The organism is Parafrankia discariae, from assembly GCF_000373365.1.
GTDB classification, from domain to species: Bacteria; Actinomycetota; Actinomycetes; order Frankiales; family Frankiaceae; genus Parafrankia; species Parafrankia discariae.
Genome location: NZ_KB891102.1, coordinates 267,614 through 292,285, shown reverse-complemented (window position 1 = coordinate 292,285; position 24,672 = coordinate 267,614). Strand labels below are relative to the sequence as shown.

At 75.2% G+C, this 24,672-nt stretch carries 16 protein-coding genes and 1 pseudogene; 12 read left to right on the top strand and 5 right to left on the bottom strand.

Features of this window, described 5'->3' with window-relative positions; genetic code table 11:
• Positions 1-167: 167 nt before the first annotated feature.
• Positions 168-971 (bottom strand): spheroidene monooxygenase, encoded by an 804-nt coding sequence (locus B056_RS0101195; protein WP_018500075.1) that lies wholly within the window; start codon positions 969-971, stop codon positions 168-170.
• A gap of 1 nt (position 972) precedes the next feature.
• A complete protein-coding gene (locus tag B056_RS0101190) occupies positions 973-4,932 on the bottom strand; it encodes a BTAD domain-containing putative transcriptional regulator (RefSeq protein WP_018500074.1) in 3,960 nt (1,319 codons plus the stop codon).
• 319 nt (positions 4,933-5,251) lie between these two features.
• Between B056_RS0101190 and B056_RS0101185 the strand changes: the two genes are divergently transcribed.
• The 6 genes and pseudogenes from B056_RS0101185 (at position 5,252) to B056_RS0101160 (ending at position 10,160) form a co-directional block, all read left to right on the top strand.
• Positions 5,252-5,998, top strand: a complete 747-nt coding sequence (locus B056_RS0101185; protein WP_035749821.1) for a hypothetical protein — start codon at positions 5,252-5,254, stop codon at positions 5,996-5,998.
• A gap of 216 nt (positions 5,999-6,214) precedes the next feature.
• Positions 6,215-6,655, top strand: coding sequence for an SAV_6107 family HEPN domain-containing protein (locus B056_RS0101180; protein WP_018500072.1), 441 nt, complete (start codon positions 6,215-6,217; stop codon positions 6,653-6,655).
• Between the two features lie 117 nt (positions 6,656-6,772).
• Positions 6,773-7,951 (top strand): annotated as a pseudogene (locus B056_RS0101175) (hypothetical protein); the annotation flags it as partial.
• Between the two features lie 106 nt (positions 7,952-8,057).
• On the top strand, positions 8,058-8,213 hold the full coding sequence (locus tag B056_RS42290) for a hypothetical protein (protein WP_018500070.1): 156 nt from the start codon (positions 8,058-8,060) through the stop codon (positions 8,211-8,213).
• A gap of 21 nt (positions 8,214-8,234) precedes the next feature.
• Entirely contained in the window at positions 8,235-9,479 is a 1,245-nt protein-coding gene (gene dinB / locus B056_RS0101165) for a DNA polymerase IV (RefSeq protein WP_018500069.1), read from the top strand.
• Between the two features lie 258 nt (positions 9,480-9,737).
• The gene (locus tag B056_RS0101160; RefSeq protein WP_018500068.1) at positions 9,738-10,160 is read left to right on the top strand and encodes a DUF3040 domain-containing protein; all 423 of its coding nucleotides are present in this window, start codon (positions 9,738-9,740) and stop codon (positions 10,158-10,160) included.
• Positions 10,161-10,290: 130 nt separating this feature from the next.
• On the opposite strand, the gene B056_RS45260 is transcribed toward B056_RS0101160, so the two are convergent.
• From B056_RS45260 to B056_RS0101145, 3 genes are read right to left on the bottom strand one after another with little or no spacing between them, the layout of a single operon-like run.
• The gene (locus tag B056_RS45260; protein WP_018500067.1) at positions 10,291-12,774 is read right to left on the bottom strand and encodes a DUF3488 and transglutaminase-like domain-containing protein; all 2,484 of its coding nucleotides are present in this window, start codon (positions 12,772-12,774) and stop codon (positions 10,291-10,293) included.
• Positions 12,768-14,255 (bottom strand): DUF58 domain-containing protein, encoded by a 1,488-nt coding sequence (locus B056_RS0101150; RefSeq protein ID WP_018500066.1) that lies wholly within the window; start codon positions 14,253-14,255, stop codon positions 12,768-12,770. Before B056_RS0101150 ends, B056_RS45260 begins: the two co-directional genes overlap by 7 nt.
• A 6-nt stretch (positions 14,256-14,261) precedes the next feature.
• Positions 14,262-15,290: an AAA family ATPase gene (locus B056_RS0101145; protein WP_026239193.1), complete on the bottom strand. Its 1,029-nt coding sequence runs from the start codon at positions 15,288-15,290 to the stop codon at positions 14,262-14,264.
• 525 nt (positions 15,291-15,815) lie between these two features.
• Between B056_RS0101145 and mraZ the strand changes: the two genes are divergently transcribed.
• The 6 genes from mraZ (at position 15,816) to B056_RS0101115 (ending at position 24,672) form a co-directional block, all read left to right on the top strand.
• A complete protein-coding gene (gene mraZ, locus B056_RS0101140; RefSeq protein ID WP_026239192.1) occupies positions 15,816-16,247 on the top strand; it encodes a division/cell wall cluster transcriptional repressor MraZ in 432 nt (143 codons plus the stop codon).
• 247 nt (positions 16,248-16,494) lie between these two features.
• Positions 16,495-17,478: a 16S rRNA (cytosine(1402)-N(4))-methyltransferase RsmH gene (rsmH, locus tag B056_RS0101135; RefSeq protein ID WP_018500063.1), complete on the top strand. Its 984-nt coding sequence runs from the start codon at positions 16,495-16,497 to the stop codon at positions 17,476-17,478.
• The gene (locus B056_RS0101130) at positions 17,475-18,899 is read left to right on the top strand and encodes a hypothetical protein (protein WP_018500062.1); all 1,425 of its coding nucleotides are present in this window, start codon (positions 17,475-17,477) and stop codon (positions 18,897-18,899) included. Before rsmH ends, B056_RS0101130 begins: the two co-directional genes overlap by 4 nt.
• Positions 18,896-21,460 (top strand): peptidoglycan D,D-transpeptidase FtsI family protein, encoded by a 2,565-nt coding sequence (locus B056_RS0101125; RefSeq protein ID WP_018500061.1) that lies wholly within the window; start codon positions 18,896-18,898, stop codon positions 21,458-21,460. The genes B056_RS0101130 and B056_RS0101125 overlap by 4 nt, the downstream gene beginning before the upstream one ends.
• Before the next feature lie 192 nt (positions 21,461-21,652).
• Positions 21,653-23,194, top strand: a complete 1,542-nt coding sequence (locus B056_RS0101120) for a UDP-N-acetylmuramoyl-L-alanyl-D-glutamate--2,6-diaminopimelate ligase (protein WP_018500060.1) — start codon at positions 21,653-21,655, stop codon at positions 23,192-23,194.
• Positions 23,191-24,672 carry a UDP-N-acetylmuramoyl-tripeptide--D-alanyl-D-alanine ligase gene (locus B056_RS0101115; protein WP_018500059.1) on the top strand — a complete coding sequence of 494 codons (1,482 nt, stop codon included), beginning with the start codon at positions 23,191-23,193 and terminating at the stop codon, positions 24,670-24,672. The genes B056_RS0101120 and B056_RS0101115 overlap by 4 nt, the downstream gene beginning before the upstream one ends.

The window sequence follows — 24,672 nt, the reverse complement described above, 5'->3', positions numbered from 1 at the left end:
TCGTGGTCGGAGACGGCGCGTGGTCGGCGGGAACGGAGCGGGAAACGGACAGTGCGGGCCCGGAGCGGGAGCAGAGCGGGGAACGTCGGGGCACGGGGTGGTGGCCGGCGTCCGCGAGCGGAGGAGTCGGCCCGGGGCCCGGCGGGACCCACCTTCGCGCACGATCTTCAACGGGTTGTCAAAGGATGATCGGCCTTCCCGACGGACGGCGGGATGTCGAGCGGGTTCACACCACCGATCGTCCCGCGTGAGCCCAGAACGACAAAACGGGCGAACAGCTCCTCGGTGTACCATCCGGCCGCGGGGGTGCGCCGCACCGCCGCGGCGTGCGCCGGCCCCCGGTAGGCGAACGCGCGCAGCGCCGTGACGTCCCGCCACAGGCTGAAGGTGCCCTGCAGGCCGATCGGGGCCTCGCCGACGCCGGCGGCGAACAGCAGCCCGCCGGCGCCGCGCAGCTCCGTCGCGACCGGCGGGACGGCCCGCCAGAAGGCCGCGGCGTGCCGCGGCGCGAGCCGGGCCCGGGTGACAACCGCCACGGGCTCCCCGTCGTGTTCTCCGCTGTGTCCCTCGGGACTGTGGCTCCTGGGACTGTGGCTCTCACGACTGTGTCTCTCCCGACGCTCCCCGTCGGGACCGCCCCCGAACGGCGCCCGGCCCGACCACCGCCCCCGGGAGGCCACCGGACGCAGCTCCACCCGCCAGCGCTCGTCCGCGATGCCAGCCCATGACCGGATTGTCGTGGAACGCTCGAAGTCCCGGGCGGCCGAGGGCGTGTCCCAGACCGCCAGCAGCGCCCAGCGCAGCGGGTCGGCGTCGAGCGGGGTGAACCGGTGGCCCGAGCCGGTGCCCAGCAGCTTGCCGAACGTCAGCCCGGACGTCCGCCGCAGCGCGGGGCGGTCGAGGGCCATGCGCGCGGCGGCGTGCCCCACCCGCCGCCGCGGGACGTGCCAGAAGTCGACGGTGACGAGCACGTCACAGGACCGGTCGGGATGGCGGCTGGCCGGCCGGCGGCGGGCGCATCGGCGCGAGCCGCAGCGGCGGGCCGTCCGGCGTCGGGGCCGTGGCCTGCGGGCCGTACTTCTGCGCGAAGGCGTCCGCGGCGCCGGCCCGCCCCTCCCAGGCCGGCACGACCCGGCATCGGTGCAGCTCGGCGAGCGGATGGCGGCCGGTGCCGCCGATCTCGGTGACGAGACCGTCGGCGCCGCCGTCGTGGACGAGCCGGGTCAGCTCCTCGTCGGCCAGGTAGACCGTGGCGCCCAGCCGCGCGTACCGCGCCTGGATCGTGCGGGCGTCCCGGTCGGGGCCGTCGGCGCGCAGGATGCGCAGCGGCACCCGGAGGTAGTCGTCGAGGCTGACGCTGCGGTCGGGGTGCCAGATCTTCTCGAAGTGCTGCTCGACGAACTGGACCAGGGTCGAGGAGATCGTCGCCTCGTGCTGGGTGGTGGCGGCCGACGAGTGCCCGAACGGGAAGGTCGAGATCAGCGCCCCGCTGTCCCACCGGTGGTAGGTGGTCAGCGGCTGGTCACCGTAGATCCGCACGGAGAGCCGGGGGCGCAGCGCGGGGACCAGCCGCGCCCGCACGGTGTCGAGCACCCGCAGGTTCGCCCTGATCACGTTCGGGACGTCGATGCTGTGCAGCAGGTCCTCGGCCCGGCCGGCCGCGGGCGGGGAGTCGGGGTCCAGCAGCAGGATCTGCACCATCGCCCCCGCGTCGACCGCGGTGAGCAGCGCCGCGGCGAAGGCCTCGACGTGCGCCGGGGCCAGCAGGTCCGTCCACGTGTTGAGCAGGCGGACGCTGCGCCGGCTGGTGGTGACCCGTCCGATGAAGTAGGCCGGGTCGAAGTCGCCGAGCAGCCGGCCGCTGGCGAACTGGGTCGGCGCGGTGCTCGCCGGGCGGGCCAGCCGCGCCTCGGCCGCGGCCAGCTCGGTGGAACCGTGCTGGCGCAGCAGGGTGACCGCCTGCTGCCAGGACCGGCGCGCGGCGAGATGGTCGTCGAGACGGGCGAGGATGTCGCCGCGGCGGACCAGGATCCGCGGCTCCCACAGGATGTCGGGCAGCGCGCTCAGCAGCGGCAGGCTCTCGTTGTAGTGGGCCAGGGCCCGCTCCGGCCGGTGCCGGTGCAGGTCACCGAGCCGGCGCAGCGCGAGCGCCTCCAGCGACCGGCTGGTCAGCTCTCGCGCGATCGACAGGCTGATCGACAGGCAGGTGATGCCCTCGCTCAGCTCGTCGCGGTCGCCGTGCGCCATCGCCAGGCAGATCAGCGCCTCGGCCTCCGCCCGCCGCGCGCCACCGCGGCGGGTCAGCGCCAGGCACTGCTCGAAGTGCTCCACCGCGCCCTCGGCGTCGCCGCGCCCGCGCGCGGCGTCGGCCAGCCCGTGCAGGGTGCGGGCCTCGCCGAGCGTGTCGCCGTACTCGACGAAGATCGACCGGGCGCGTTCCAGCCGCTCGGTCGCGAGGTCGAGGTGGTCGGCGGCGCGGGCACCGAGGACGACCGCCGGTTCCCCGTCGTTGTCGGCGCCGGGCGCGTCCAGTCGCCAGAAGGCGTGCTCGAAGGCGAGGGTGATGTCGCGTTCGCCCAGGCCGCAGAGCAGAACCGCCTCGGCCAGCCGGTTGCCGCGCCGCCGCGCCGCCGCGAGCGCGAGGGAGTGGATCCGCTCCCAGTCCGACCAGTGCGCGCCGAAGGCGCAGAACTCGGCGGCCTCGATCGCGAGCAGCCAGGTCGGCTCGTCGAGGCCGTGCCGGTGCGCCTGGTCGACGAGGGCCAGCAGGTTGACCCGCTCGCCGCCGAACCACAGCAGGGGCTGGGCGGTGAGCGCCGCGACCACCTCCGGGTCGACGGCGTGGGCCCGGTCGCCGGAGCCGCCCGCGGCGGAGGTCTGCGCGGTGGGGGTGTGCACGGTGGAGGTCTGCGCGGCGGGGGTGCGCGCGGTGGGCTCGACGGTGCGCGCGGTGCCCGGCGCGAACTCGTCGACCGCGCCGCGCAGCACGGCCAGATAGGCGTACAACAGCCGGCCGAGGGCCTGCGCGTGCTCGGGAGCCAGCCGCGGTACCGGTGCCGCTCCGGTCCCGGCCGTGGGGCCGGTCTCGGGGCCGGCCGGGGTTCCGGGCGTGGCGCCGGCGGACGCCTCGTTCTTCTCCCGGGCGAAGACCCGGAGCAGGTCGTGGAACCGGTACCGCTCGGTGCCGGCCCGGTCGACCCCGCGGCGTTCGAGCAGCTGGGCGTCGACGAGGCGGTCCACGACATCCTCGGCCTCGTCAAGCCCGACGTCGAGGACGGCGGCGGCGGCCCACGGGGCGAAGTCGGCCAGCTCGGGCAGCGCCAGCAGCCGGAACGCGCGCTGCTCGTCGGCGGGGCGGCCCTCGTAGCTGAGCCCGAAGCTGGCGCGGACCTCCAGGTCGCCCGCCTCCAGCCAGGACAGCCGGTCCCGCTCGTTGGCCAGCCGGGAGGCCAGCCGGGTGAGCCGCCAGTGCGGGTGGGCGGCCAGCTTGCGTCCCGCGATCTGGATGGCGAGCGGCAGGTACCCGCACAGCCCCACGATGTCGCGGGCCGCCTCCGGCTCCGCGCTCACCCGCCGCTCGTCGACCACCTTGGCGAGCAGCTCCACGGCGTCGCCGGGGTGCAGGACGTCGACCATCCAGTAGGCGGGGGTCAGCCCGTGCATCCGCGAGCGGCTGGTGACGATCACCACGCTGCCGGGGCTGGTCGGGAGCAGCGGGCGGATCTGGGCCTCGTTCGCCGCGTTGTCCAGCAGGATCAGCACCCGGCGGTTGACCAGCAGCGACCGGTACACCTCGACCAGATGGTCGGGGTCGGCGGGGACCGCGGCCCGGCTGACCCCCATCGCCTGGACGAACCGGCCCAGGACGCGGTGCGGGTCGAGCGGTTCGCTGGTGCCGCGCAGATCCACGTACAGAGCGTCGGCGAACCGGTCGCGGACCCGGTGGGCCACGTAGACCGCGAGCGCGGTCTTCCCCGCCCCGGCCTTGCCGGCGATCGCGGCGACGACCGTCCCCTTCGCGCCCGCCACCGGATCGGCGAGGGTGGCCAGGATCTGGCCGCGGATCGTGTCGCGGCCGGTGAACTCCTCGATGTCGGGCGGGAGCTGGTAGACGCCCTGCCCGGTGGGCGGGGCCGACACCGGCCGGCCCAGCGCACGCGGTGGCGTCCAGGCCAGTCCCGGATCGGCGCGCAGGACGTCCTCCTGCAGCCGTTGCAGCAGCGGGGATTCCAGACCGAGATCGTGGAGCGCCTCGAGGCCTTCCCGGCAGGCCCGGGCGGCGTCCTCGGTGCGGCCGTCGCGGTAGAAGGCGAGAACGAGCTCCCGGCGCAGCCCGTCGTCGTGCGGATGTCTCGTGACGAGCATCCGCAGATCACCGATGACCTCGCGGTGTCGGCCCAGCGACAGATCAGCTGAGATTCGCGTCTTCTGGATGTCAAGGTGAAGCTCTGTCAGTTTTTCGACGTACCCCGTTGTGAAGGGATAGTCGGCGAGATCGACCAAAGGCTGGCCGCGCCAGAGCGCCTGCGCCTCCTGCAACGGCGCGATGGCGCTGACCGGGTCGCCGTCCTCAATGGCACGCCGGCCCTGCTCCAACAGCCGCCGGGCGCGTTCGGCGTCGATCTGCGCCGGTCCCACGTCGAGCAGATAACCGGCTCCCCGACGGATGAGCACCTGGGCCGCGCTGGGGCTCTCCAGCCGGCGGCGCAGCTCGCTGACGTGCGTCCGCAACGTGGCGAGCGCCCGTTCCGGGGCCGGATCGCTCCAGATCACCTCGATCAGGCGCTGGGTGGACAGCACCTGCCCGGCCTCGAGCAGCAGCGCCGCGAGCAGCACCTTTCGCTGGGTGCCGCCGAGTACGACGGGAACACCGCCAGCGGTGACCTCCAACGGGCCCAGGACGGCGAACTGGAGCCGGTCCGGATCGGGCATCTGGTCCTCTCGGGCGAATGTGGCCGCCGCCGCCGCCGCCGGTGTGGTGTGGCGCGGTGCGTCGGCGGTGCTCGTCCTTCTGATTCTGCCTTTTCCGCGGCCGGCCGTGGCGGACACCGGGACAACCCTGGAATCGCCGCGCGAGCGTCGTCCGTGCGATTCGGCGCTTTCAACTCCGGGTCAACGGCGGCCGTGATCCGGTGTGTACCGGTTGTTGATCGGTCCGGGGTGCACTCGTTGTGGAGAGCCATACCGGGCCGCCGCGCATTTCGACGGGGGGTGTTCGGGGTCCCGCGATGGCGGAGGGAGGGTGTCGATCATGTCGATCTTCGAGTTCTCGGGCCTCGCGGCGGTGCCGGGCGCGTCCCGCGGTGGAACGGACGAGACGCCGGGTCACCGCCGCCGCGGGGTGGTCCTCGGTCGTGGCGCGGCCGGGGCGACCGGGGGCCGCCCCGCGCGGTTCGACGGTCTGCTGCCGCTGGAGATCGGCTACGCCTTCGTGCCGGGCTCCCGCAACCAGGTGCGGGTGCGCGGTGACCGGGCGGCCGTCCTCGAACGGTGGCACCGGGACGGCGGGGTGGAGCTCATGGCCGCCGGCCGCCCGCTCCGGCTGGAGCCGGACCTCGACGGTGCGGGGGTGCGGGTGGTCGACCCGGTGACGCGGCTGCCGCTCGCCGTGTTCCGGCCCCGCTCGCGGGGCGGCCTGGTCGACCTCGCGGACGGCTCCACGCTGCGCTGGCTGCGCCCGCGCCGCCGGGCCGCCGGATACGTCTTCGAGCGGGGATTCGTCGGCTGGCGGAACGCCAACGTCGTCCGGTTCGCGCACGACGGGGTCGCGATCGTGCTGGTGGACCCGTCCGACCTGACGCGCCACCGCCCGCCCGTGGCCCGCCCGGACTTCGGCGCCGCGACGGTGGCCGACCCGCGTCGGGGCTGGGTGCCCGAGGTCGCGGTGCTCGTGCCGCTCGGCTGGTTCCTCCTGCTGCTGGAGGACGAGTCGGTGCCGCCGGCGCCCGCCTACCCCGATCTCGACCCGTCCGGGTGGCGCGCCGCGCCGGCGGGTTGACGGCCGGCCGGCCCGGTATTATCTTCGAACATGCGTTCGATATCGGGCTGGCTCGGCATCGGAGAGGTGATCCCAGTGGGTGCGGTTCGGCGAAGCACTGCCAGTGGGTTCGGAGCGGCCGGCGACCAGGGCGCGGCGGGCCGTCGGGGCGGGGCGAGCCGTCACGACGGTCCCGGCCCCCCCAGGCCGGTCCCCGGGCAGGCCCCGGGCCGGACGATGCTCCCCGCCTCGGGGCTCCCGCGGCGCTCCCGGGACGAGCTCCTCACCTCGGCCCGGCGCGGGCTGGCCGAGGCGGCCTTCACCCGCCCGGCGGGTGAGCGTTACGCGCTGGCGCATCTCGCCGCGCTGCGGGCCGCGGCCGCCGTTCTCGCCGCCCGCGCGCAGCCCCGCCCGGGTCATCGGGGCCGCCCGGCGAGCGCGTGGCGGCTGCTCGCGCTGGTGGCCCCCGAGCTCGAGGAGTGGTCGGCGTTCTTCGCCGCGGGTGCCGGGCGGCGGGCCGCGGCCGAGGCCGGGCTCGCCGTCGTGACGACCAGGGACGCCGACGACCTCGTCCGCCAGGTGGAGATCTTCCTCGGGCTCGTCGAGGCGGCGCTCGGCGTCCCCTCCCAGCCCCCGTTGGCGCAGGCCGCGTCCCCCGAGGGGTGGACGTGGCGCTGACCACGCCGCACCTGACTGAGGCCACCCGTGGCTGAGGGGCCGGTGGTCCCCTACGCGGAGCTGCACTGCCATTCGGCCTTCAGTTTCCTCGACGGCGCCAGCCAGCCCGAGGACCTGGTCGCGGCCGCCGCCGGCGGCCACTGGCAGGTGCTCACCGGGTGCCGCGAGGGCGCGGTTCCCCGGGCGCTGGTCGCCGGCGGCACCAGCCCCTCAGGGCCGGCGCCGGCTCCCGAGGGCTTCCCGGGCGCGGCCGCCGGCCGCGCCGCCCTGGACGAGCTGGTCGCCCTGTTCGGCCGGGAGAACGTCGCGGTCGAGCTGTGGGATCACGCCGCCCCGCTGGACTCGGCCCGCAACGACGTCCTCACCGGGCTCGCGCGGGACGCCGGGCTGCCGGTCGTCGCCTCCGGCGACGTCCGCTACGCCACCCCGGCGTCGGCGCGGCTGGCGGCGACGATGGCCGCCGCGCGGGCGCGCCGCTCCCTCGACGAGAGGGACGGCTGGCTGCCCCCCGCCGGCACGGCCCACCTGCGTTCCGGCGCGGAGATGGCGGCCCGGTTCGCCCGCTTTCCGGAGGCCGTCCGGGCCGCGGCCCGCATCGGCGCGGAGTGCGCGTTCGGGCTCGACCTGGTCGCGCCGAGCCTGCCGGACTTCCCCGTACCGGCCGGGCACGACGAGGCGAGCTGGCTGCGGCTGCTCACCACGCAGGGCGCGGCCCGCCGGTACGGCCCGGCCCGGGCCGAACGGGTGGCGGGTGCCTACGACCAGCTCGTCCACGAGCTGAAGCTGATTGAGAGCCTGGGGTTCTCCGGCTACTTCCTGATCGTTCACGACATCGTCGAGTTCTGCCGGCGCGGCGACATCCTCTGCCAGGGGCGGGGATCGGCGGCGAACTCGGCGGTCTGCTACGCGCTGGGCATCACCAATGCCGACGCGGTGTCCTTCGGGCCGCTGTTCGAGTGTTTCCTCGCCCCCGGGCGGGATGGGCCACCCGGCATCGACCTGGACATCGAGTCGGGGCGCCGGGAGGAGGTCATCCAGTACGTCCACGGCCGCTACGGCCGGGACAGCGCGGCGCGGGTGGCGGATGTGATCACCTACCGGCCCCGGTCCGTGATGCGGGATGTCGCCCGGGCCGTGGGGTTCTCGCCCGGCCGGCAGGACGCCTGGTCGCGCCGGACCGACCGGTGGTCACCGCCCCCCGGAACGGCCGCCGCACCCCGGGCATGGCCGTCCCCGCCGGGGACGGCCATGCCGGTGCCGAGCCGCCCGCGCCCGTTGCCGCTGGCGGCGGGTGGGCGCCCCGGGGACTTTTGATGACGGCACAGCCTTGCGTCGAGGCACACGTTCGGTCACCATCGGTTACATCTTGGGGTTCGATGATTACCGAGGGTGGTGGTTTCCGGTGGTGGTCGCTGGTGTGGACGAGCGGCACGGCAGCCGGGCGGTGCCGAGGCGGCCCTTGGCGCGGCGGCGGAACACCTGGCTGGTGCGGGTCGCCGGGCTCTCGGCGGGCAGCCTCGCCGTCGGCCTGGTCATCGGTCTCCTGCTGCCACGCTGACGGCACCATGGGAGGGCCGCGGTGAAGCCCCCGCCGGAGCCCGCGCCGGAGTCGGCGGGCAGCCGGATCCTGCACGTCGACATGGACGCCTTCTACGCCTCCGTCGCGGTGCGGGACGCACCCGAGCTACGTGGCCGACCGGTGATTGTCGGCGGGGGAAGTCGTGGGGTGGTGCTCTCCGCGACCTACGAGGCGCGGGACTTCGGGGTGCGCAGTGCCATGCCGATGGCCCGGGCCCGCGGGCTGTGCCCCACGGCGGTCGTCGTCCCCGCCGATCACGGCCGCTACCGCGAGGCCTCCCGCGCGATCATGGTCGTCTTCCGGGACGTGACGCCGCTGGTCGCGCCGATCTCCCTTGACGAGGCCTTCCTCGACGTGGGCGGCGGGCGGCGGCTGTTCGGTACCCCGGTCGACATCGCGCGGGCCATCCGCGGCCGGATCGCCACCGAGCAGGGCCTGACCTGCTCGGTGGGGGTGGCGCCGTCGATGTTCGTCGCGAAGATCGCGTCCGCCCGGTGCAAGCCGGACGGCCTGCTGGTGGTTCCCCCCGGTGAGGTCATCGCCTTTCTGCACCCGCTGCCGACCGCGGCGTTGTGGGGGGTCGGGCCGCGCACGGAGCAGGCGCTGACCCGGCTCGGGATACGCACGGTCGGCGACCTCGCCCGTACGCCCGCCGACACACTGCGGCGCGCCCTCGGCGCGGGTGCGGCCGGCCATCTGCACGCGCTCGCGCACGGGCGGGACGATCGCCGTGTCGAGCCCGACGGCGCCGACGTGTCCGTCGGCGCCGAGGAGACCTTCCCCGTCGACCTGGCCGACCCCGAGCGGCTCGCCCGGGAGCTGCTCCGCCTCAGCGGGCGTGTCGCGGCCCGGCTGCGGGCCCGCGGCCAGGCCGCGCGCAACATCTCGATCAAGGTCCGGTACGCCGACTTCACGACCGTCACACGGGCCCGTACCCTCGCCGAGCCGACTGACGTCACCTGGGTGGTCCATCGCACCGCGGGCGAGCTGTTCGACGAGCTCCGGGCCATCTCCCGCCCGCTGGTGCGCCTGCTCGGGGTGCGCGCGGCCCGGCTGTCCGCCGCAGGGCGGACGAGCCACCAGCTGGCGTTCGACGAGCGGCCGTCAGGCTGGGCCGAGGTCGACCGTGCCGCCGACGGCGCCCGCCGGCGGTTCGGGGAGGAGGCCGTCCGGCCCGCGTCGCTGCTGCCCGGCCGCTCGCGGCGCCCGGCTCCTCCCCGTGAGTGGGGGCCCGACCGAGTGTGAACCCGTTGCCCCGGAAGGCTCGAACGGTCCCGGAACGGCCGCGGTCACGATCACCGAACGCCATGATCGTACGATGAGCATGGCATGAACCCCGCCGGCCCGGGCAGGAGCCCAGTACGCCGAATAGCTCTGGTCGGAGTGGGTTCGAACCGGCTTGGACACAGCATGACCTGTTGCCTACCGCCTCGGCCCCGCACATGCCTATTCTTGGGTGTCAGGTTCCGTCCGGCGGGCCTGAAGGTCGTGGGAGGAGCGTCGATGCCGCTCTCGGAGAACGAGCAGCGCCTACTGGAGCAGATCGAGCGCGCTCTCGTCGAGGACGATCCCAAGTTCGCGAGCACGGTCCGGTCGACGAACCCCAGGACCTACCTGCTGCGGCGCGTGCGGCGCAGCGGGGTCCTGTTCGCGCTCGGGCTCGTCGTCCTGGTCGTGGGCGTGGTCCTCAACCAGGTTCCCCTCACCGTGATCCTGGGGATCCTGGGGTTCCTGATGATGCTCTTCGCGGCGCTGCGGGGGGCGGCCGACCTGCGTCGGATCAGCGGCCGGGGCAACGACGTCGGTCGTCGCCCGCACGGGTCGAAATCCAGGCCCGGTTCGGGTGGCAGGTCGCGTCCGGCCCGGGCGTCGTTCATGGAACGGGTGGAGGAGCGGTGGCGCCGCCGCTGGGAGGACCGTCCCTGACCAGGCCGGTTCCCGCCTGAGTGGGGCGCCTGCCTGATCGGGGTGGTGCCCGCCCTGATCAGGACCAGCCCGCGGGGCCCGGTTCTGCGTGCCCGGCGCCGGGCACGCCTCGGGCGGGCGACTCCGGCTCTCAGCCGGGCGGTCGCGGCGGGTGTGTCCGTCCGTCGGCGGAGGCCCCGACCCCGGCTTCCTGGTCGTCCACGGCGTCGATGTCCGCCCGGTCGTCGGCCCGGCGCCCGAGGCGCCCGAGAACATCGCGCACCGGCAGCTGTCGCGCCCGCTGCATCATCGACGGCGGGGCCACCGTGGCCATCGCCCGGCGGCTGCGGGGCGCCACCGACCACAGCACCCGGCGGGCCAGGGCCAGATCGGCGAAGACGTTCACGCCGGGGTCGGGGGCGGCCATTCCGGCGGGGGCGTAGCGGGCCCGTTCCTGGGCCATCGCCAGCCGGATCAGGGCCTGCCGGGCGGCGTCGACCTCCGCCGACCCGGCTTCGGGACCGGCCTCGAGGTAGCCGATCAGCCGCTGCGCGCCCGAACGCGGCGAGTCACTCGTCCGCAGGTGGATGCCGAGGTCGGCGGCCACATCGACCAGCTCGGCCCAGGCCGCGTGCACGCGGGCGACGGCCTCGGCCTCCGCTCGGTCGGGGCCGCCCGAGCCCATCCGGCGCCGGCGCAGCACCACCCGGGCCAGGGCCGGAACGCTGAGCAGGACCAGGATCACGACGCCCAGCCCGACCCAGGGCAGCCAGGCGGGGGGGAAGGTGTCCTTGTGGGCGCCCACAGCCTTGTCGCCGGTCCCGGCGGTCAGCTCCTCGGTCGCGCCGCCCTGGTCGTCGGGGACGGGCACCGCGCTCGGTGTCGGCTCGACGGCGACCTCGCCGTCCGCCTGCGGGACTTCGGCCTGGTCCGGGTCCGTGGGCTGGTCGGTCGTCGACGGGGCGTAGTCGGGGGCCGGGGTCGCCCCGTCCGAGCGCTGGGTCGGCTCGAACGGGAGCCAGCCCAGGGTCGGGAACCAGACCTCGGGCCAGGCGTGCGCCTGCTTGTTGGTGATCACCCAGGTGCCGTCGGCCCCGCGGGTGCCGTGGGTGAAGCCGATGGCCACCCGGGCGGGCAGCCCCAGCATCCGTACCAGGACGGTCATCGCGGACGCGAACTGCTCGCAGTACCCGCGCCGGCTCTCGAAGAGGAACTCGCTGAGCGCGCCGTCCTGAATGGTGGGCGCGCCGGTGAGGTCGTAGGTGAACTCCGGGCCGCGCAGGAAGTTCTGGATGGCGACGACCCGGGCGTAGTCGGTGTTCGCGCCGGCGGTGATCTGGCTGAGCAGCGTGCGCAGCCGCGGGTCGGTGTCGGTGGCCGGCGGCAGCTGGGTGACGACGTTCATCGACTCGGGCACGGGGCCGGTCGCGGCGGCGATCTGCTGCGGGGTGGGGTCGGGGACCGCCGCGCTGACGGTGTACCGCAGCCCCGAGGTCGAGGTGCGGGTGGAGAAGACGGTGCCCGTCGGTTCGGCGAGGCGCCAGTCGCCGACGAGCCCGTCGAAGTCGGTGGGAATGCCCGGCACGGGCAGGTAGCGCTCGGCCATCGCGCGCGAGACCGTCACCGAGGCGGTGGTCGGGATCGTGCGGATGTCCCGACCCGGACCGGGCAGGCCCTCACTCACCCGGGCTTCCTTCGTGGCGTTCAGGGCCCGCAGGGTGAAGCGCTGGCCGTCGAAGTTCTCCAGGGCGGTGAGCCGCAGGTACTGGGGGTTCTCCGTGACGACGCGCAGCAGCGGGATCTCGCGGTCGTCGTGGAGCTGCTGGGAGAGCGAGACGATCGGCTGCACGACGCTCGCCGAGCTCGGGCCGTCCCCCGCACGCCCGCCGCCACCGCTGTCGATCACTCCGTGCCCGTCCAGGGACGGCACCAGCAGCGGCACCACCGCCGCGATCACCAGCGACCCGGCGGCCACCCGGGCGCCGAGTGATCCCAGACCGTTGCGGATGACCCGGGGCGGCCGGTCCCCGACCGGGCGGCCCCACCTGGTGACCATCCGGTTGCCGTCCAGCAGCATCAGCGCGACGAAGCCGACCGAGGCGAGGACGAAGGGAACTGTGCCGACCCCGGTGGGCAGGACGGCGGCCGGCACGACGAACAGGCCGAGCAGCGGCAGGCCGGCCAGGGGGGGCCGGTCCACGACCACCACGATCAGGTCGACCGCCATGACGACGAGGTACACGGCGACGAACACCAGAACCACCAGGCCGGGCCGTTCCGGTACCGGCACCGCGAGCTCGCCGATGTCGTGCTTGCCGGCCAGTGCCAGTTCGCGCAGCGCCGTCACGGTCGACGGGGTCGGAATCACTCCGAGCAGGGCGGTGTCCCGCGCGCTCACCCCGGTCAGGGTGGTGAGCAGGCCGATCAGGCTGAGGCAGATGCCCGTGGACGCCGGCAGCCGGAACAGGGCGCCGAGCAGCCGGCCCAGCACCGCGGTGCTCACGGCGACCGCCGTCGCGATCAGGACGGGCCCGAACCACCAGCCGAACCCGTCGAACAGCGGGGCCAGCGCGGCACTGGCGAGCAGGCAGGCCAGCCCGCCCAGCAGGGCGGAGAAGGGCCGTGGAGTCACCATCCGTGACCATTCGACGCGGGACGGCCACCTGTGGTGGCGGGCTCGTGGGGGGAGCCAGGCCGGTACAGCGGGCCGGTCGCGGGCGGGGGTGGCGTCCGGCCGGCGGGGGCGCTGTTCTCCGCGCGGGTGGGTGGTCCGGCGTGGGTGGGTGGCCCCGCGGGGCCGGCCGCACCGGTGCCCGACGCGGACCCGTACGACACCCGGGCCATGCCGCCCCTGGCGTTGCCGACCGCGAACCGGCGCCCGGCCGAGACGCCCGGCTGGAAGACCTGCGGCCAGGTGTCGGTGAGACGGGTCCCGGCACCGGCGACCAGAACGGTCCAGCCGTGCCTGGTCAGGGTGTGCCGGGTGACCTCCAGATCGCCCCCGGCCGCCGGCGTCGCGCCCCAGCCGGCGAGGTCCACCAGCACCGCGATGGCCGGGGCGTTGCGCGGCCGGGCACCCGCGATCATCGAAGCCGTCGCCTGGTCGGTGCGCCCGAGCACGACGACGGCCATGCCGGAGTGCTCGGCCGAGCGCAGGCTGGTCAACGCCGGGCCCAGGGTGGCCGCCGGTGTCGGTGCGATGACGGCCAGCTCGTCGAGCAGGGCGCCGACGGCGTTGCCGGGGCCGGTCGCGGCGACCCCGGTGTCGGCGATCAGCCGGACCCCGTAGCCGCTGCGGGCGAGGTTGACCGCGATGGAGCCCGCGGCGCCGACCGCCCAGGAGAAGGGATCGTCCCGGGCCGGCTCGGGCCAGGCTGCCTGCCGGGTGTCGAGCAGCACGGTGGCGGCGCCGGTCAGCGGCCGCTCGTCGCGGCGCACCATCAGCTCACCCAGCCGGGCCGTGGTCTTCCAGTGCACCTTGCGCAGATCGTCGCCGGAGCGGTACGGCCGGGTGGTGGAATCGTCCTCACCCGCCCGCGCCGACGAACGGCGCACCTCGTTGTTGAGCGAGGAGGAACCGACCAGCGGCGTCAGCGGCAGGCGTTCCAGGGCGGGGGCGACGATCAGCTCATCCCGCCCCCGGAAGCTGCGTTCCAGCTCGCACAGGCCGAAGGGGTCGGTCAGCCGGATCGTGAGCGGGCCGACCTGGTACCGGCCGCGGACCTGGGCGCTCAGCGGGTAGGAGAGGTCGCGGGAGCCGCCCGGCTCGATCTGGTCCACCACGAAGCGCGCGCGGTGGCCGAGGTTGGGGGACGCGTCCTCGACGAGCAGGACCGAGGACGGCAGCCGGGAGACGTTGTCCAGCCGGATCCGCACCGAGACGGTGTCGCCCGCGGTGACCCGCGGCGGCTCGAGCCGGCGGGTGCAGGCCAGCCGGTAGCGGGTCCGCGCGACGAACCCGGCCGCGAACAGCGGCAGCGCGGCGAGCAGGGCACCGACCGCGAGGAGGTCCTGCTCACCGATGACCGCCGCCGAGGCCACGCACGCCCCGCCGGCCGCGAGGAACGAGCGGCCGCGGACCGTCAGCCCGCGTACCGCGGCGAGGAAGTCGCGCACGTGTCCCTAACGGCCACGTCGCGAGGGACGTGCCGGGTCCTGCCGGGCGATCGGGATCCGGGCGATCAGGTCGGTCACGATCCGGGCCGCGACGTCGTTCGTCGGCTCGCCCGACAGCATGATCTCGGGATGCAGCAGCAGCCTGTGCGCCAGCACCGGGCCGGCGACCGCCTGGACGTCGTCGGGGAGCACGTAACCGCGCCGGTTGATCGCGGCGTGCGCCCGCGCGGTGCGGATCAGGTGCAGCGCGGCCCGCGGTGACGCGCCCAGTGTGATCTCCGGGTGTCTTCGGGTGGCCCCGACCAGATCGACGATGTACTGGCGGACCTCGCCGGAGACGTGCACCGAGCGCGCCGCGTTCGCCAGTTTGGCGACCTCGGCCGCGGTGGTGACCGGGACGACGTTGACCAGCGGGTCGCTCTGGCCGTGGTTGTCGAGCATCGCCAGCTCGGCGGTGGGCGAGGGATAGCCCATCGAGATCCGGGCGGTGAAACGGTCGCGCTGGGCCTCGGGCAGCGCCCGGGTGCCGTCCATCTCGATCGGGTTCTGGGTGGCCACGACCATGAAGGGGGCCTCGAGACGGTAGGTGACACCGTCCACGGTCACCTGCTGCTCCTCCATGCACTCCAGGAGGGCGGACTGGGCCTTGGGCTCGGCCCGGTTGATCTCGTCGCCGACCACGATGTTCGCGAACACCGGGCCCGGCCGGAACTCGAAGTCGCGGGTGCCCTGGTTGTAGACGCTGACCCCGGTCACGTCACTGGGGAGCAGGTCCGGGGTGAACTGGATCCGCCGCACCCGGGCGTCGATCGAGCGGGCGAGGGCCTTGGCGAGCATCGTCTTGCCGACGCCCGGCACGTCCTCGATGAGCAGGTGGCCCTCGGCGAACAGGACCACCAGCGCCGTCCGGACCACATCGGACTTGCCGTCGATGACGGTCTCCACCGAGTGGCCGATCCGGTCGGCGACCTCGGCCAGATGATCGATGGCGCCCGCCGGGTCGCGCCAGCGCAGTACTCCCGGCTCCGTCACCACGGTGCGGGCCTCCTTCGGATCACGTGTCCCGGTCGTCGCCCCCGGTGCGGGGACGTCATGCGCGAGGGCACCGCCGCCGCCCTGGATACCGCCTCGGAATCGACCCCGGAACAGCCCGGACATGATCCTGGCGCGGAGCACTCCCCCACAAGTGTGACATCCAAGAGGGGGGTCCCGGGGGGACTGGTCGATGCTGACCGTCGGCGTGCCCGTGGCCGTGAAGTGCGGCCCGGTCGTCCGCACCCGGGCGAGGGGTCATTTGTTCCCTTTTTCGCTGCCTGACTGTCGTGTATCAACCTGGTTTGCGGCGATTTATACCAGCCTCCCTACGGAACGCATCCGACCCCTGAGCCCGGAGTGGGAGCAGTGGGGCAGAGCGGGGTGTCGTGGGGGTGTCGGGTGGGGGGGAGTGGGGTAGAGTGGCGCGCAGTGGGGGTGGGGAGCTCGCGGGTAGCCGTCGTCTGGTGAACCAGCCGTCGTCTGGTGGTCGCGGCCCGTCTCTCCGAGCCCGGCGGGGAGGCTCCGGTGTTTCTCGGCAGCCACACTCCGCGGCTGGACGACAAGGGGCGGCTAACCCTGCCTGCGAAGTTCCGCGAAGAGCTGGAGGGGGGGCTAGTGATCACGAAGGGGCAGGAACGTTGTCTCTACGTGTTCCCCTTGGCGGAGTTCACCCGCATCAGTGAGTCCCTCCGTACCGCTCCGGTCACCGCGAAGGCGCTTCGCGACTACAGCCGCGTCTTCTTCTCGTCAGCCTCCGACGACGTGCCCGACCGCCAGGGGCGGATCACCATCCCGCCGCCACTGCGGGCGTACGCGGGGCTGGTCCGCGAGTGCGTGGTCAACGGCGCCAACACCCGGGTCGAGATCTGGGACTCCCAGCGTTGGGACACCTACCTCGCCGACCAGGAGGAGACCTTCGCCGAGCTGTCGGAGGAGGTCCTGCCCGGAGTCATCTGAGTCGTCGAAGGCGTCGCGTCTCCATCCGGTCGTCTGTCGAGGTCTCCCCCCGCTCCCACCGGACACCACTTCCCCGGCGTCCGGCGGACCGAGCGGGGCGGGACCTGGGTGTACGACTCCTCCGGCCGTCCCCTTCCCGATGGCCGCCGGGGACCGCACTCCCGCCACCGCAGCTCTCGGCACCGCGTCGGCGTGTCCGCCCGTATATCCGAAACACCAGATCCGACGAGCGGCCGAGGGGTTGGCAGTGGACGTCACGCACACGCCGGTGCTGACCGAGCGCGTGATCGACCTGCTCGCCCCCGCACTGCGCCGCCCCGGAGCGGTCGTCGTCGACGCCACGGTCGGGCTGGGCGGGCACTCGCACGCGCTGCTCGAGGCGTTCCCGCAGGCCCGCCTCATCGGCCTCGACCGGGACACCACCGCCCTCGAGCACAGCCGGCGCCGGCTGTGCGGCCTGGGTGACCGCGTCGACCTCGAGCACGCCGTCTACGACCAGCTGCCCGACGTGCTCGAGCGGCTCGGCGTGCCGGCGGTGGACGGCGTCCTGTTCGACCTCGGTGTCTCCTCCATGCAGCTGGACCTGGACGAACGCGGCTTCGCCTACTCCCGGGACGCCCCGCTGGACATGCGGATGGACCAGGAACGCGGCCCCACCGCGGCCGACGTCCTCAACGAGTACGACGTCGACGCGCTGACCCGGATACTGCGGGAGTACGGCGAGGAGCGGTTCGCGCGCCGGATCGCCCGGGCGGTGGTGACCCAGCGCCAGTCGGCGCCGTTCACCACCTCCGCCCGGCTGGTGGACCTGGTCCGCGACGCCATCCCGGCGGCGGCGCGCCGCACCGGCGGCAACCCGGCCAAGCGCACCTTCCAGGCGCTGCGCATCGAGGTGAACTCCGAGCTCGAGGTGCTCGAGCGCGCGGTGCCCGCCGCCTTCGACGCGCTGGCCGTGGGGGGCCGCCTGGTCGTCCTCTCCTATCACTCCCTGGAGGACCGGCTGGTGAAGCGGGCACTGACACCGCGCTCGGTGCCCTCCGTCCCGCCGGACATGCCGGTCATCCCACCGGACGCCCAGCCGACGCTGCGCTGGCTGACCCGCGGCGCGGAGCCGGCCTCCGACACCGAGATCGAACAGAACGCGCGCGCCGGGTCGGTCCGGCTGCGCGCGGCGGAACGCACGGCGGCCGAACCGGGCCGCGCGCACAACCCGACCGGAGGTGTCCGATGACCGCTCCCGCGAACCCGCTGCCCCGCAGCGGTCGCGCCCGTCCGGGTCATCGCGCGTCCGGCCCCGAGTACCAGGCGACAGACCACGACGCGGCCGCCTACCCGGGCGCCGCGCCCGACGGCACCGCGTACGCCTACGACGTCGCCGCGTTCGAGAGCACCGGCTACGACGACACGCCCTACGAGAACGCGCCCTACGGCACCGTGCCCGATGGCAGTGCGGCCTATGACGGCGTCGCCTACGACAGTGCGTTCTACGGCGGCGTGCCCGACGAGAACGTGCCCTACGAGGACGCGCCGTACGGCGAGACCGGCTACGGCCGCCCCGGCCAGGACGACTCCGCCTACGGCGCCTACGGCGACCTCGGATACGGCGGGGCGGCCCCTGCCGGGCCGGTGGCCGGCGACCACACGCTCGGCGGGACCGCGGTCGGCGGGCCGGCGTCCGTCGACGCCACGGCCGACGACCGCGCGTCGGCGGGTCGCCGCCCGCAGGGTGAGCCGCCCGTCGGGGAGGACGCGTACGCCGGCGCCGTGCCGGCCGCCCGTTCGGCCACCACCGCCGGTTCGGTCAGCACCGCCGGTTCGGTCAGCACCGCCCGGGCGACCGCCACCCGCACAGCCGCCACCCGTGCGACCGGCGCGCGCACGACCGCGGGGCACACCGTCCCGGCCCGACCCGCCGGCGCGCGCTCGGGTGCGGGACGGGCGGCCACCGCCCGGACGTCCACCGCTCGACCGGCGACGGGCCGATCCGGAGCGGGTCGGCTGCCGTCCGCGATGGCGGTCGGCGCGACCACGGTTCCCCTGCTCGACTCACCACTGCGGCGGGGAGCCCGCCCGCGGCTGCCGGGGCTGCGGGTGCCGGCGCGCTCGACGGCGCCGCGCGGGCCGTTCGTGGTGCTGCTGCTGGTGCTGATGGGGGCGGGGCTGCTGTCGCTGCTCCTGCTCAACACGGCGCTGATGGAGAACTCCTTCCATGCCGACGAGCTCGAGCGGCAGTCCGCCGAGCTGACCCGGCAGGAACAGCAGCTCTCGCTCCAGCTCGACGAGCAGTCCGATCCGGGGCAGCTCGCCGCCCGCGCGAACCAGCTCGGGATGGTGCCGGTGCCCGGCGGCGTTCGCGAGTACCTGCCGGCGAACGCGCCGCTGCCGCCCGGGGCGCACGTCCTGAGCCAGGGCGCGGGCAGCGGCATGCTGCTCGTCGTGGTCCCGGCCCCGACGCCGGCTCCGGCTCCGGCGGCCGACCCCACGGCGGCGGCTCCCGCGGCGACCCAGCCCGACACCTCCGCTCAGCCCGGCGGTTCCACCCAGCCCGACGCGGCCGCGCAGTCGGGCGCCGGCGGCGACGGGGCGGCCGCGTCCGCCGCCGATCCGCAGGCCGGTACCCGGACCGACGGAGAGGCGGGAGCCGGTCAGTGAGCCCGACGACCCGCGGTTCGTCCTCCGGCCGCGGTCGGAGCCGACTCCGCCTCGTCACGAACCCGAACCCGGGGAGCCCGGACGCGCGGTCCGCGCGCCAGGAAGGTGACGACCTGCTCGATCCGTCCGTGCGCCGGTTCTCCGGCCGTGACCCGGACGGCGGTCGCGGCCGGGTGACCCCGAGCCCCCGCGGCGGCGACCGGTACGGCGGGGCCCGGCCCGGCAGCGACCGCGACGGTGCCGGCCGACGCGGCTACGAAGCCGACCGGTCACGTGACGACCGGCGCCAGGACACCCGCCGCGCCGACCATGCCGGCCATGATCGCCGCGGCGATCATGGCCACTACGACGACCTCGACGACCAGGCCTGGGACGACGCCGCCACCGCGGCCGCGGAACGGACGGCGCGCCGTCCCCGGCCCGCGACGGCCGGACGGGAGCGCCGGTCGGCCACGGCCCGGGCGGCGGCGTCCCGGTCCGCGACGTCGCGGTCGGGTCGGTCGTCCCCACGGGTGTCGCCGCTGCGCAGCGCGGCCACCGGTTCGGCGACACCGCGTGAGCAGCTCCGTCGTGAGCAGCTCCGCCGCGACCAGACCGGTCGTGACCCGGCCGGCCGGGAGCGGGCCCCACGCGAGGCGGCGACCCGCGGGGCCACCACCCGGCGTAACCCGACGCGGGGGGCGGCCACCAGGACGGCGTCCGGGCAGGTCCGTCCCGTCCGGCGACCGCGTTCGACAGGTGGCGGGGCGGGCCGCAACCGGGCCACCCCGATCCGCCGCGGGCTCGGGGGCGCGCCGCCGCGGCCGCCGCGCCCGTTCGTCCTCGCCAGCCCCCGCCGCCGGGTCCGGGTGTCGGTGGTGCTGATGATCGCGGTGCTGGTCGTGATCGCCGGCCGGCTCGCGCAGCTGCAGGGCTTCGCCTCGTCGAACTACGCGGAGCAGGCCGAGCAGGAGCGGCTGCGCAAGTCCGTCCTGCACGCCGACCGTGGCATGATCACCGACCGGCATGGCTACCCGCTGGCGCAGGACGTCGAGCGCCGGGCCGTGTACGCCGACCCGTTCCTGATACGCGGGGCCGAGGTCGTCGACGCGGCGCGCAAGTTGGCCCCCCTGCTCGGCAAGTCCGAGAACGCGCTGCGCAAGGACATGACGTCCAACAATCCCAAGGTGCGCTTCGTGTACCTGGGCCGTCGCCTCGACCAGGCGGTCGGGGACGAGGTCGAGAAGCTGGGCCTGCGCGGCATCGGCGTCCTGCCCGAGCGGGGGCGCTGGTACCCCGCGCAGACTCTGGGCGCCAACTTCGTCGGCTTCACCAAACTCGGTGAGAACGACACGATCGTGGGTGCCGGCGGCCTGGAACTGGCCTACGACAGCGTGCTGCGCGGGACGGACGGGCGCCGCCAGATCGAGGCCGACCCGTCCGGGCGGGAGATCCCCTCGGCGCAGAGCGTGGAGAAGGACCCGGTCAGCGGCTCCACGGTGCGCCTGACCATCGACAAGGACATCCAGTGGAACGCCCAGGGCGAGATCGCCGAGGCGGTGCGGAGCTCGGAGGCCGACGGCGGCACCATCGTCGTGATGAACCCGAAGACCGGTGACCTGCTCGCGATGGCCGACGCCCCCCAGTTCGACCCGAACAACATCACCGACCGGGACCTCGACGCGATCGGGAACCGTTCCACCGGCCAGGCCTTCGAGCCCGGCAGCGTCAACAAGGTCATCACCATGGCCGCCGCGCTCGACCGGAACCTGATCGAGACGACGACCCCGATCACCGTGCCGCCGTCCCTCGAACGGGGCGGGGTGACGATCAACGATTCGGAGCCGCACGGCACCGAGCACCTCACCGCGGCCGGGGTGCTCGCCCGCTCCAGCAACATCGGGACGGTGCTGGTCGCCGAGAAGGTCGGCAACGACAACCTCGAGCAGATGATGCGCGCGTTCGGGCTGGGCCGGACGACCGAGGTCGACTTCCCCGGTGAGGCCGCCGGCATCCTGCCGCCGGCCGCCGACTGGTCGGGCAGCCAGGCGGCGACCATCGCCTACGGCCAGGGCACCTCGGCCACGGCCCTGCAGATGGCGTCGGTCTACGCGACGGTGGCCAACGGCGGCATGCGGGTCGCGCCGCGGCTGGTGGACGCGGTCACCGGCCCGGACGGCGTCACCCGGCCCACCGCACCGGCTCCCGAGCGCCGGGTGGTCTCCCCGGAGACCGCCGCCACGCTCACCCGCATGCTGGAGGCCGTCGCGTCGACGGAGGGCACCGCTCCGGCGGCCGAGGTCGCCGGGTACCGGGTCGCGGGCAAGACGGGCACGGCCAAGCGGTACGACCCGGTCAACGGCGGCTACGACGGCTACGTCTCGACGTTCATCGGCTTCGCCCCGGCCGACGACCCCCAGGTCGTCGTGGAGGTCGTGCTCGACCACCCGCGCAAGAGCTTCTACGGCGGCGAGGTCGCCGCGCCCGTGTTCCAGCGGGTGATGAGCTTCGCCCTCACCACGCTGGGCGTGCCACCGCCGGGGACCAGGCCCGAACCGCTGGTACTGGACCTCGACCGCTGAGGACGCCCCGGGCGCGCCCCGAACGGGGAGACGGGCCGCCGGGCCGGGCCGTCCGAACCGCCCGGCCGGGGCCGGTGGCCACCGTCGGTTTGGTCCGGGCTGTCCCGACACCTCCGCGCCAGCCCGGTGGACCACCGCCGTCCACGGCGCCCGTGCGGATCCCCCGCCTGTCCGCCCACTAAGGTCGTCCCCGTGACCACCCCGGCACTACGTCCGGCAGCGCCGTCACCGCGGTCGCTCACCGCGCTGCCCGACGTCCTCAGATCCGTCACCGTCGCGCCCGGTCCGTCGGGTGGGGCGGCCCTCGCCGGTGTCGTCCTCACCGGCGTGACCCACGACTCGCGCGCGGTGCTGCCGGGTGACCTCTACGCGGCGCTGCCCGGCGCGCACGCGCACGGCGCCGACTTCGCGGCGGGCGCCGTCGCCGCCGGCGCCGTCGCCGTCCTCACCGACCCGGGCGGCGCCGCGGCGCTGGCCGGCCGGCTCGCGGTGCCCGTGCTCGTCACCGACGACCCGCGCCGCGACCTGGCGCCGGCCGCCGCCTGGATCTACGGCGACCCGTCGGGCGCGCTGACCCTGCTCGGGGTCACCGGCACGAACGGCAAGACCACCACCGCCTTCCTGCTGGACGCCGGTCTGCGCGCCGCCGGGTACACCACGGGCCTGCTCGGCACGGTGCAGACCCGGGTGGCCGGAACGGTGGTGCCCTCGGTGCGCACGACGCCCGAGTCCGGCGACCTGCAGGCGCTGCTCGCGACGATGGTGGAGCGCGGGGCCGGGGCGGCGTCGATGGAGGTGTCGAGCCACGCGCTGGCCCAGCACCGGGTGGACGCGCTGCGCTTCGCCGGCGCCGCCTTCACCAACCTCAGCCAGGACCATCTCGACTTCCATCCGACGATGGAGGACTACTTCGCGGCGAAGGCGGCGCTGTTCGAGCCGGCCCGCAGCGCGGCCGCCGTGGTCTGCGTCGACGACGACTGGGGCCGCCGGCTCGCGGCGCTGCGCCCGGACGCGCGCACCTACTCGGTGACCGGGCGCCCGGCCGACTGGTGGCCGGAGGACGTCGTCGCCGGGCCGGGCGGCAGCGTGTTCCGCGCGCTCGGCCCGGACGGCGCGAAGGCGGACCTCTCCCTCGCCCTGCCGGGTCGGTTCAACGTCGCCAACGCGCTGGGCGCCCTCGCGCTGCTGGCCGCCGTCGGCGTCCCGCTGGAGGCGGCGGCCGAGGGCATCTCGGCTCTGCCGGGGGTCCCGGGCCGGATGGAGCGGATCGACGCCGGCCAGCCGTTCCTCGCCCTCGTCGACTACGCCCACACCCCCGACGCGGTCGAGACGCTGCTCGCCACCGTGCGCCCGATCGTGACCGGGCGGGTGATCGTCGTCCTCGGCTGCGGTGGGGACCGGGACCGCGCCAAGCGCCCGCTGATGGGCGCGGCGGCGGCGCGGCTGGCCGACCTGGCGGTGTTCACCAGTGACAACCCCCGGTCCGAGGACCCGGCGCGCATCCTCGAGCAGATGCTGGCCGGTGCCCGCGACGCCCCGGGCGCGGGCGAGATCGCCGTGGAGCCCGACCGGGCGCGCGCGATCGCGCGGGCGGTCGGCGCCGCCGGGCCCGCCGACGCGGTGATCGTGGCCGGCAAGGGGCACGAGAGCGGGCAGGACGTCGCCGGTGTCGTCACGCCGTTCGACGACCGCGAGGTGCTGCGCGCCGCGCTGTCGGGGGCGGTGAGCCGATGATCGCGCTGACGCTCGCCGAGGTCGCCGCCGCCACCGGTGGCCGGCTCACCGCCGGCGCGGACCGGTTGGCCCCGGTCACCTCAGTGGTGATCGACTCCCGTCAGGCCGGCCCGGGGGCGCTGTTCGTCGCCCTGCCCGGTGAGCGGGTGGACGGCCACGACTTCGCCGCCGGCGCGGTCGCGGCCGGCGCGGTGGCCGCCCTCGGCGCCCGGGAGACGGGCGTGCCCACCGTCGTCGTCGCCGACCCGGTGGCGGCGCTCGCCGCGCTCGCCGCGCACCTGCGCGACCTCGCCCCGGCGACCGTGGTCGGGGTGACCGGCTCGGCCGGCAAGACGACCACCAAGGACCTGCTGGCCGACCTGCTGGGCCGGCTCGGCCCGACGGTCGCCGCGCCGGGCTCGTTCAACAACGAGATCGGGCTGCCGCTGACCCTGCTGCGCACCGAGCCCGACACCGCGTTCGTGGTGCTGGAGATGGGCGCCCGCGGCCTCGGGCACATCGCGACGCTGTGCGCGGTCGCCCGCCCGCGGGTCGGTCTGGTGCTCAACGTCGGGTCGGCGCACGTCGGGGAGTACGCCGACGGGCGCGACGGCATCGCCGCGGCGAAGGGCGAGCTGGCCGAGGCGGCCACCGACCTGGTCGTGCTGAACGCCGACGACCCGCTGGTGGCGGCGATGGCCGGCCGCGCCGGCGCGCGGGTGGTCACCTTCGGCCGCGCCGCGGCGGCGGATGTCCGCGCCGAGCGCGTCGAGGTGGGCGGCGACGGCCGGGCCGCGTTCGACCTGCTGGCCGGCGGTGAGCGGCACCGGCTGCGCCTCGGTCTGGTCGGCGGGCACCAGGTGGCCAACGCGCTGGCCGCCGCGGCGGTGGCGATCTCGCTCGGCCTCGCGCCGGCCGAGGCCGCGGCGGCGCTGGAGGAGGCCCGCCCGCGCAGCCGGTGGCGGATGGAGGTGACGACCACGCCGTCCGGCGTGGTCGTGCTCAACGACGCCTACAACGCGAACCCCGAGTCGATGGGCGCGGCCCTGGCCGCGCTGATGGACCTGCGGGGCGCCGGGCGGGCGTGGGCGGTGCTGGGCCCGATGGGCGAGCTCGGCGCCGCCGCGGACGACGCGCACGACACCCTGGGGCGGCTCGCCGCCGAGCTGGGCGTGTCGCGGCTGGTCGCGGTCGGCGCCGGGGCGCGCCGGGTGCACCAGGCGGCGGCGCGGGAGGGTGCCTGGGCCGGCGAGTCGACCTGGGTGCCCGGGGTGGACGAGGCGGTCGCGCTGCTGGCCGCGCAGGTCCGCCCGGGTGATGTGGTTCTGGTGAAGGCGAGCCGGTCGTTCGGGCTCGAGCGGGTGGCCACGGGGCTGACCGCGGATGGTGTGGCCGGCCCAGCGGGCCGGCGGGACGGCGCCGCCGGCGCCGCGATCGAGGGGATCGAGAACACGTGGAACACGGTGGGACACTCCGGCGAACCAGGCGTGCGCGGGTGA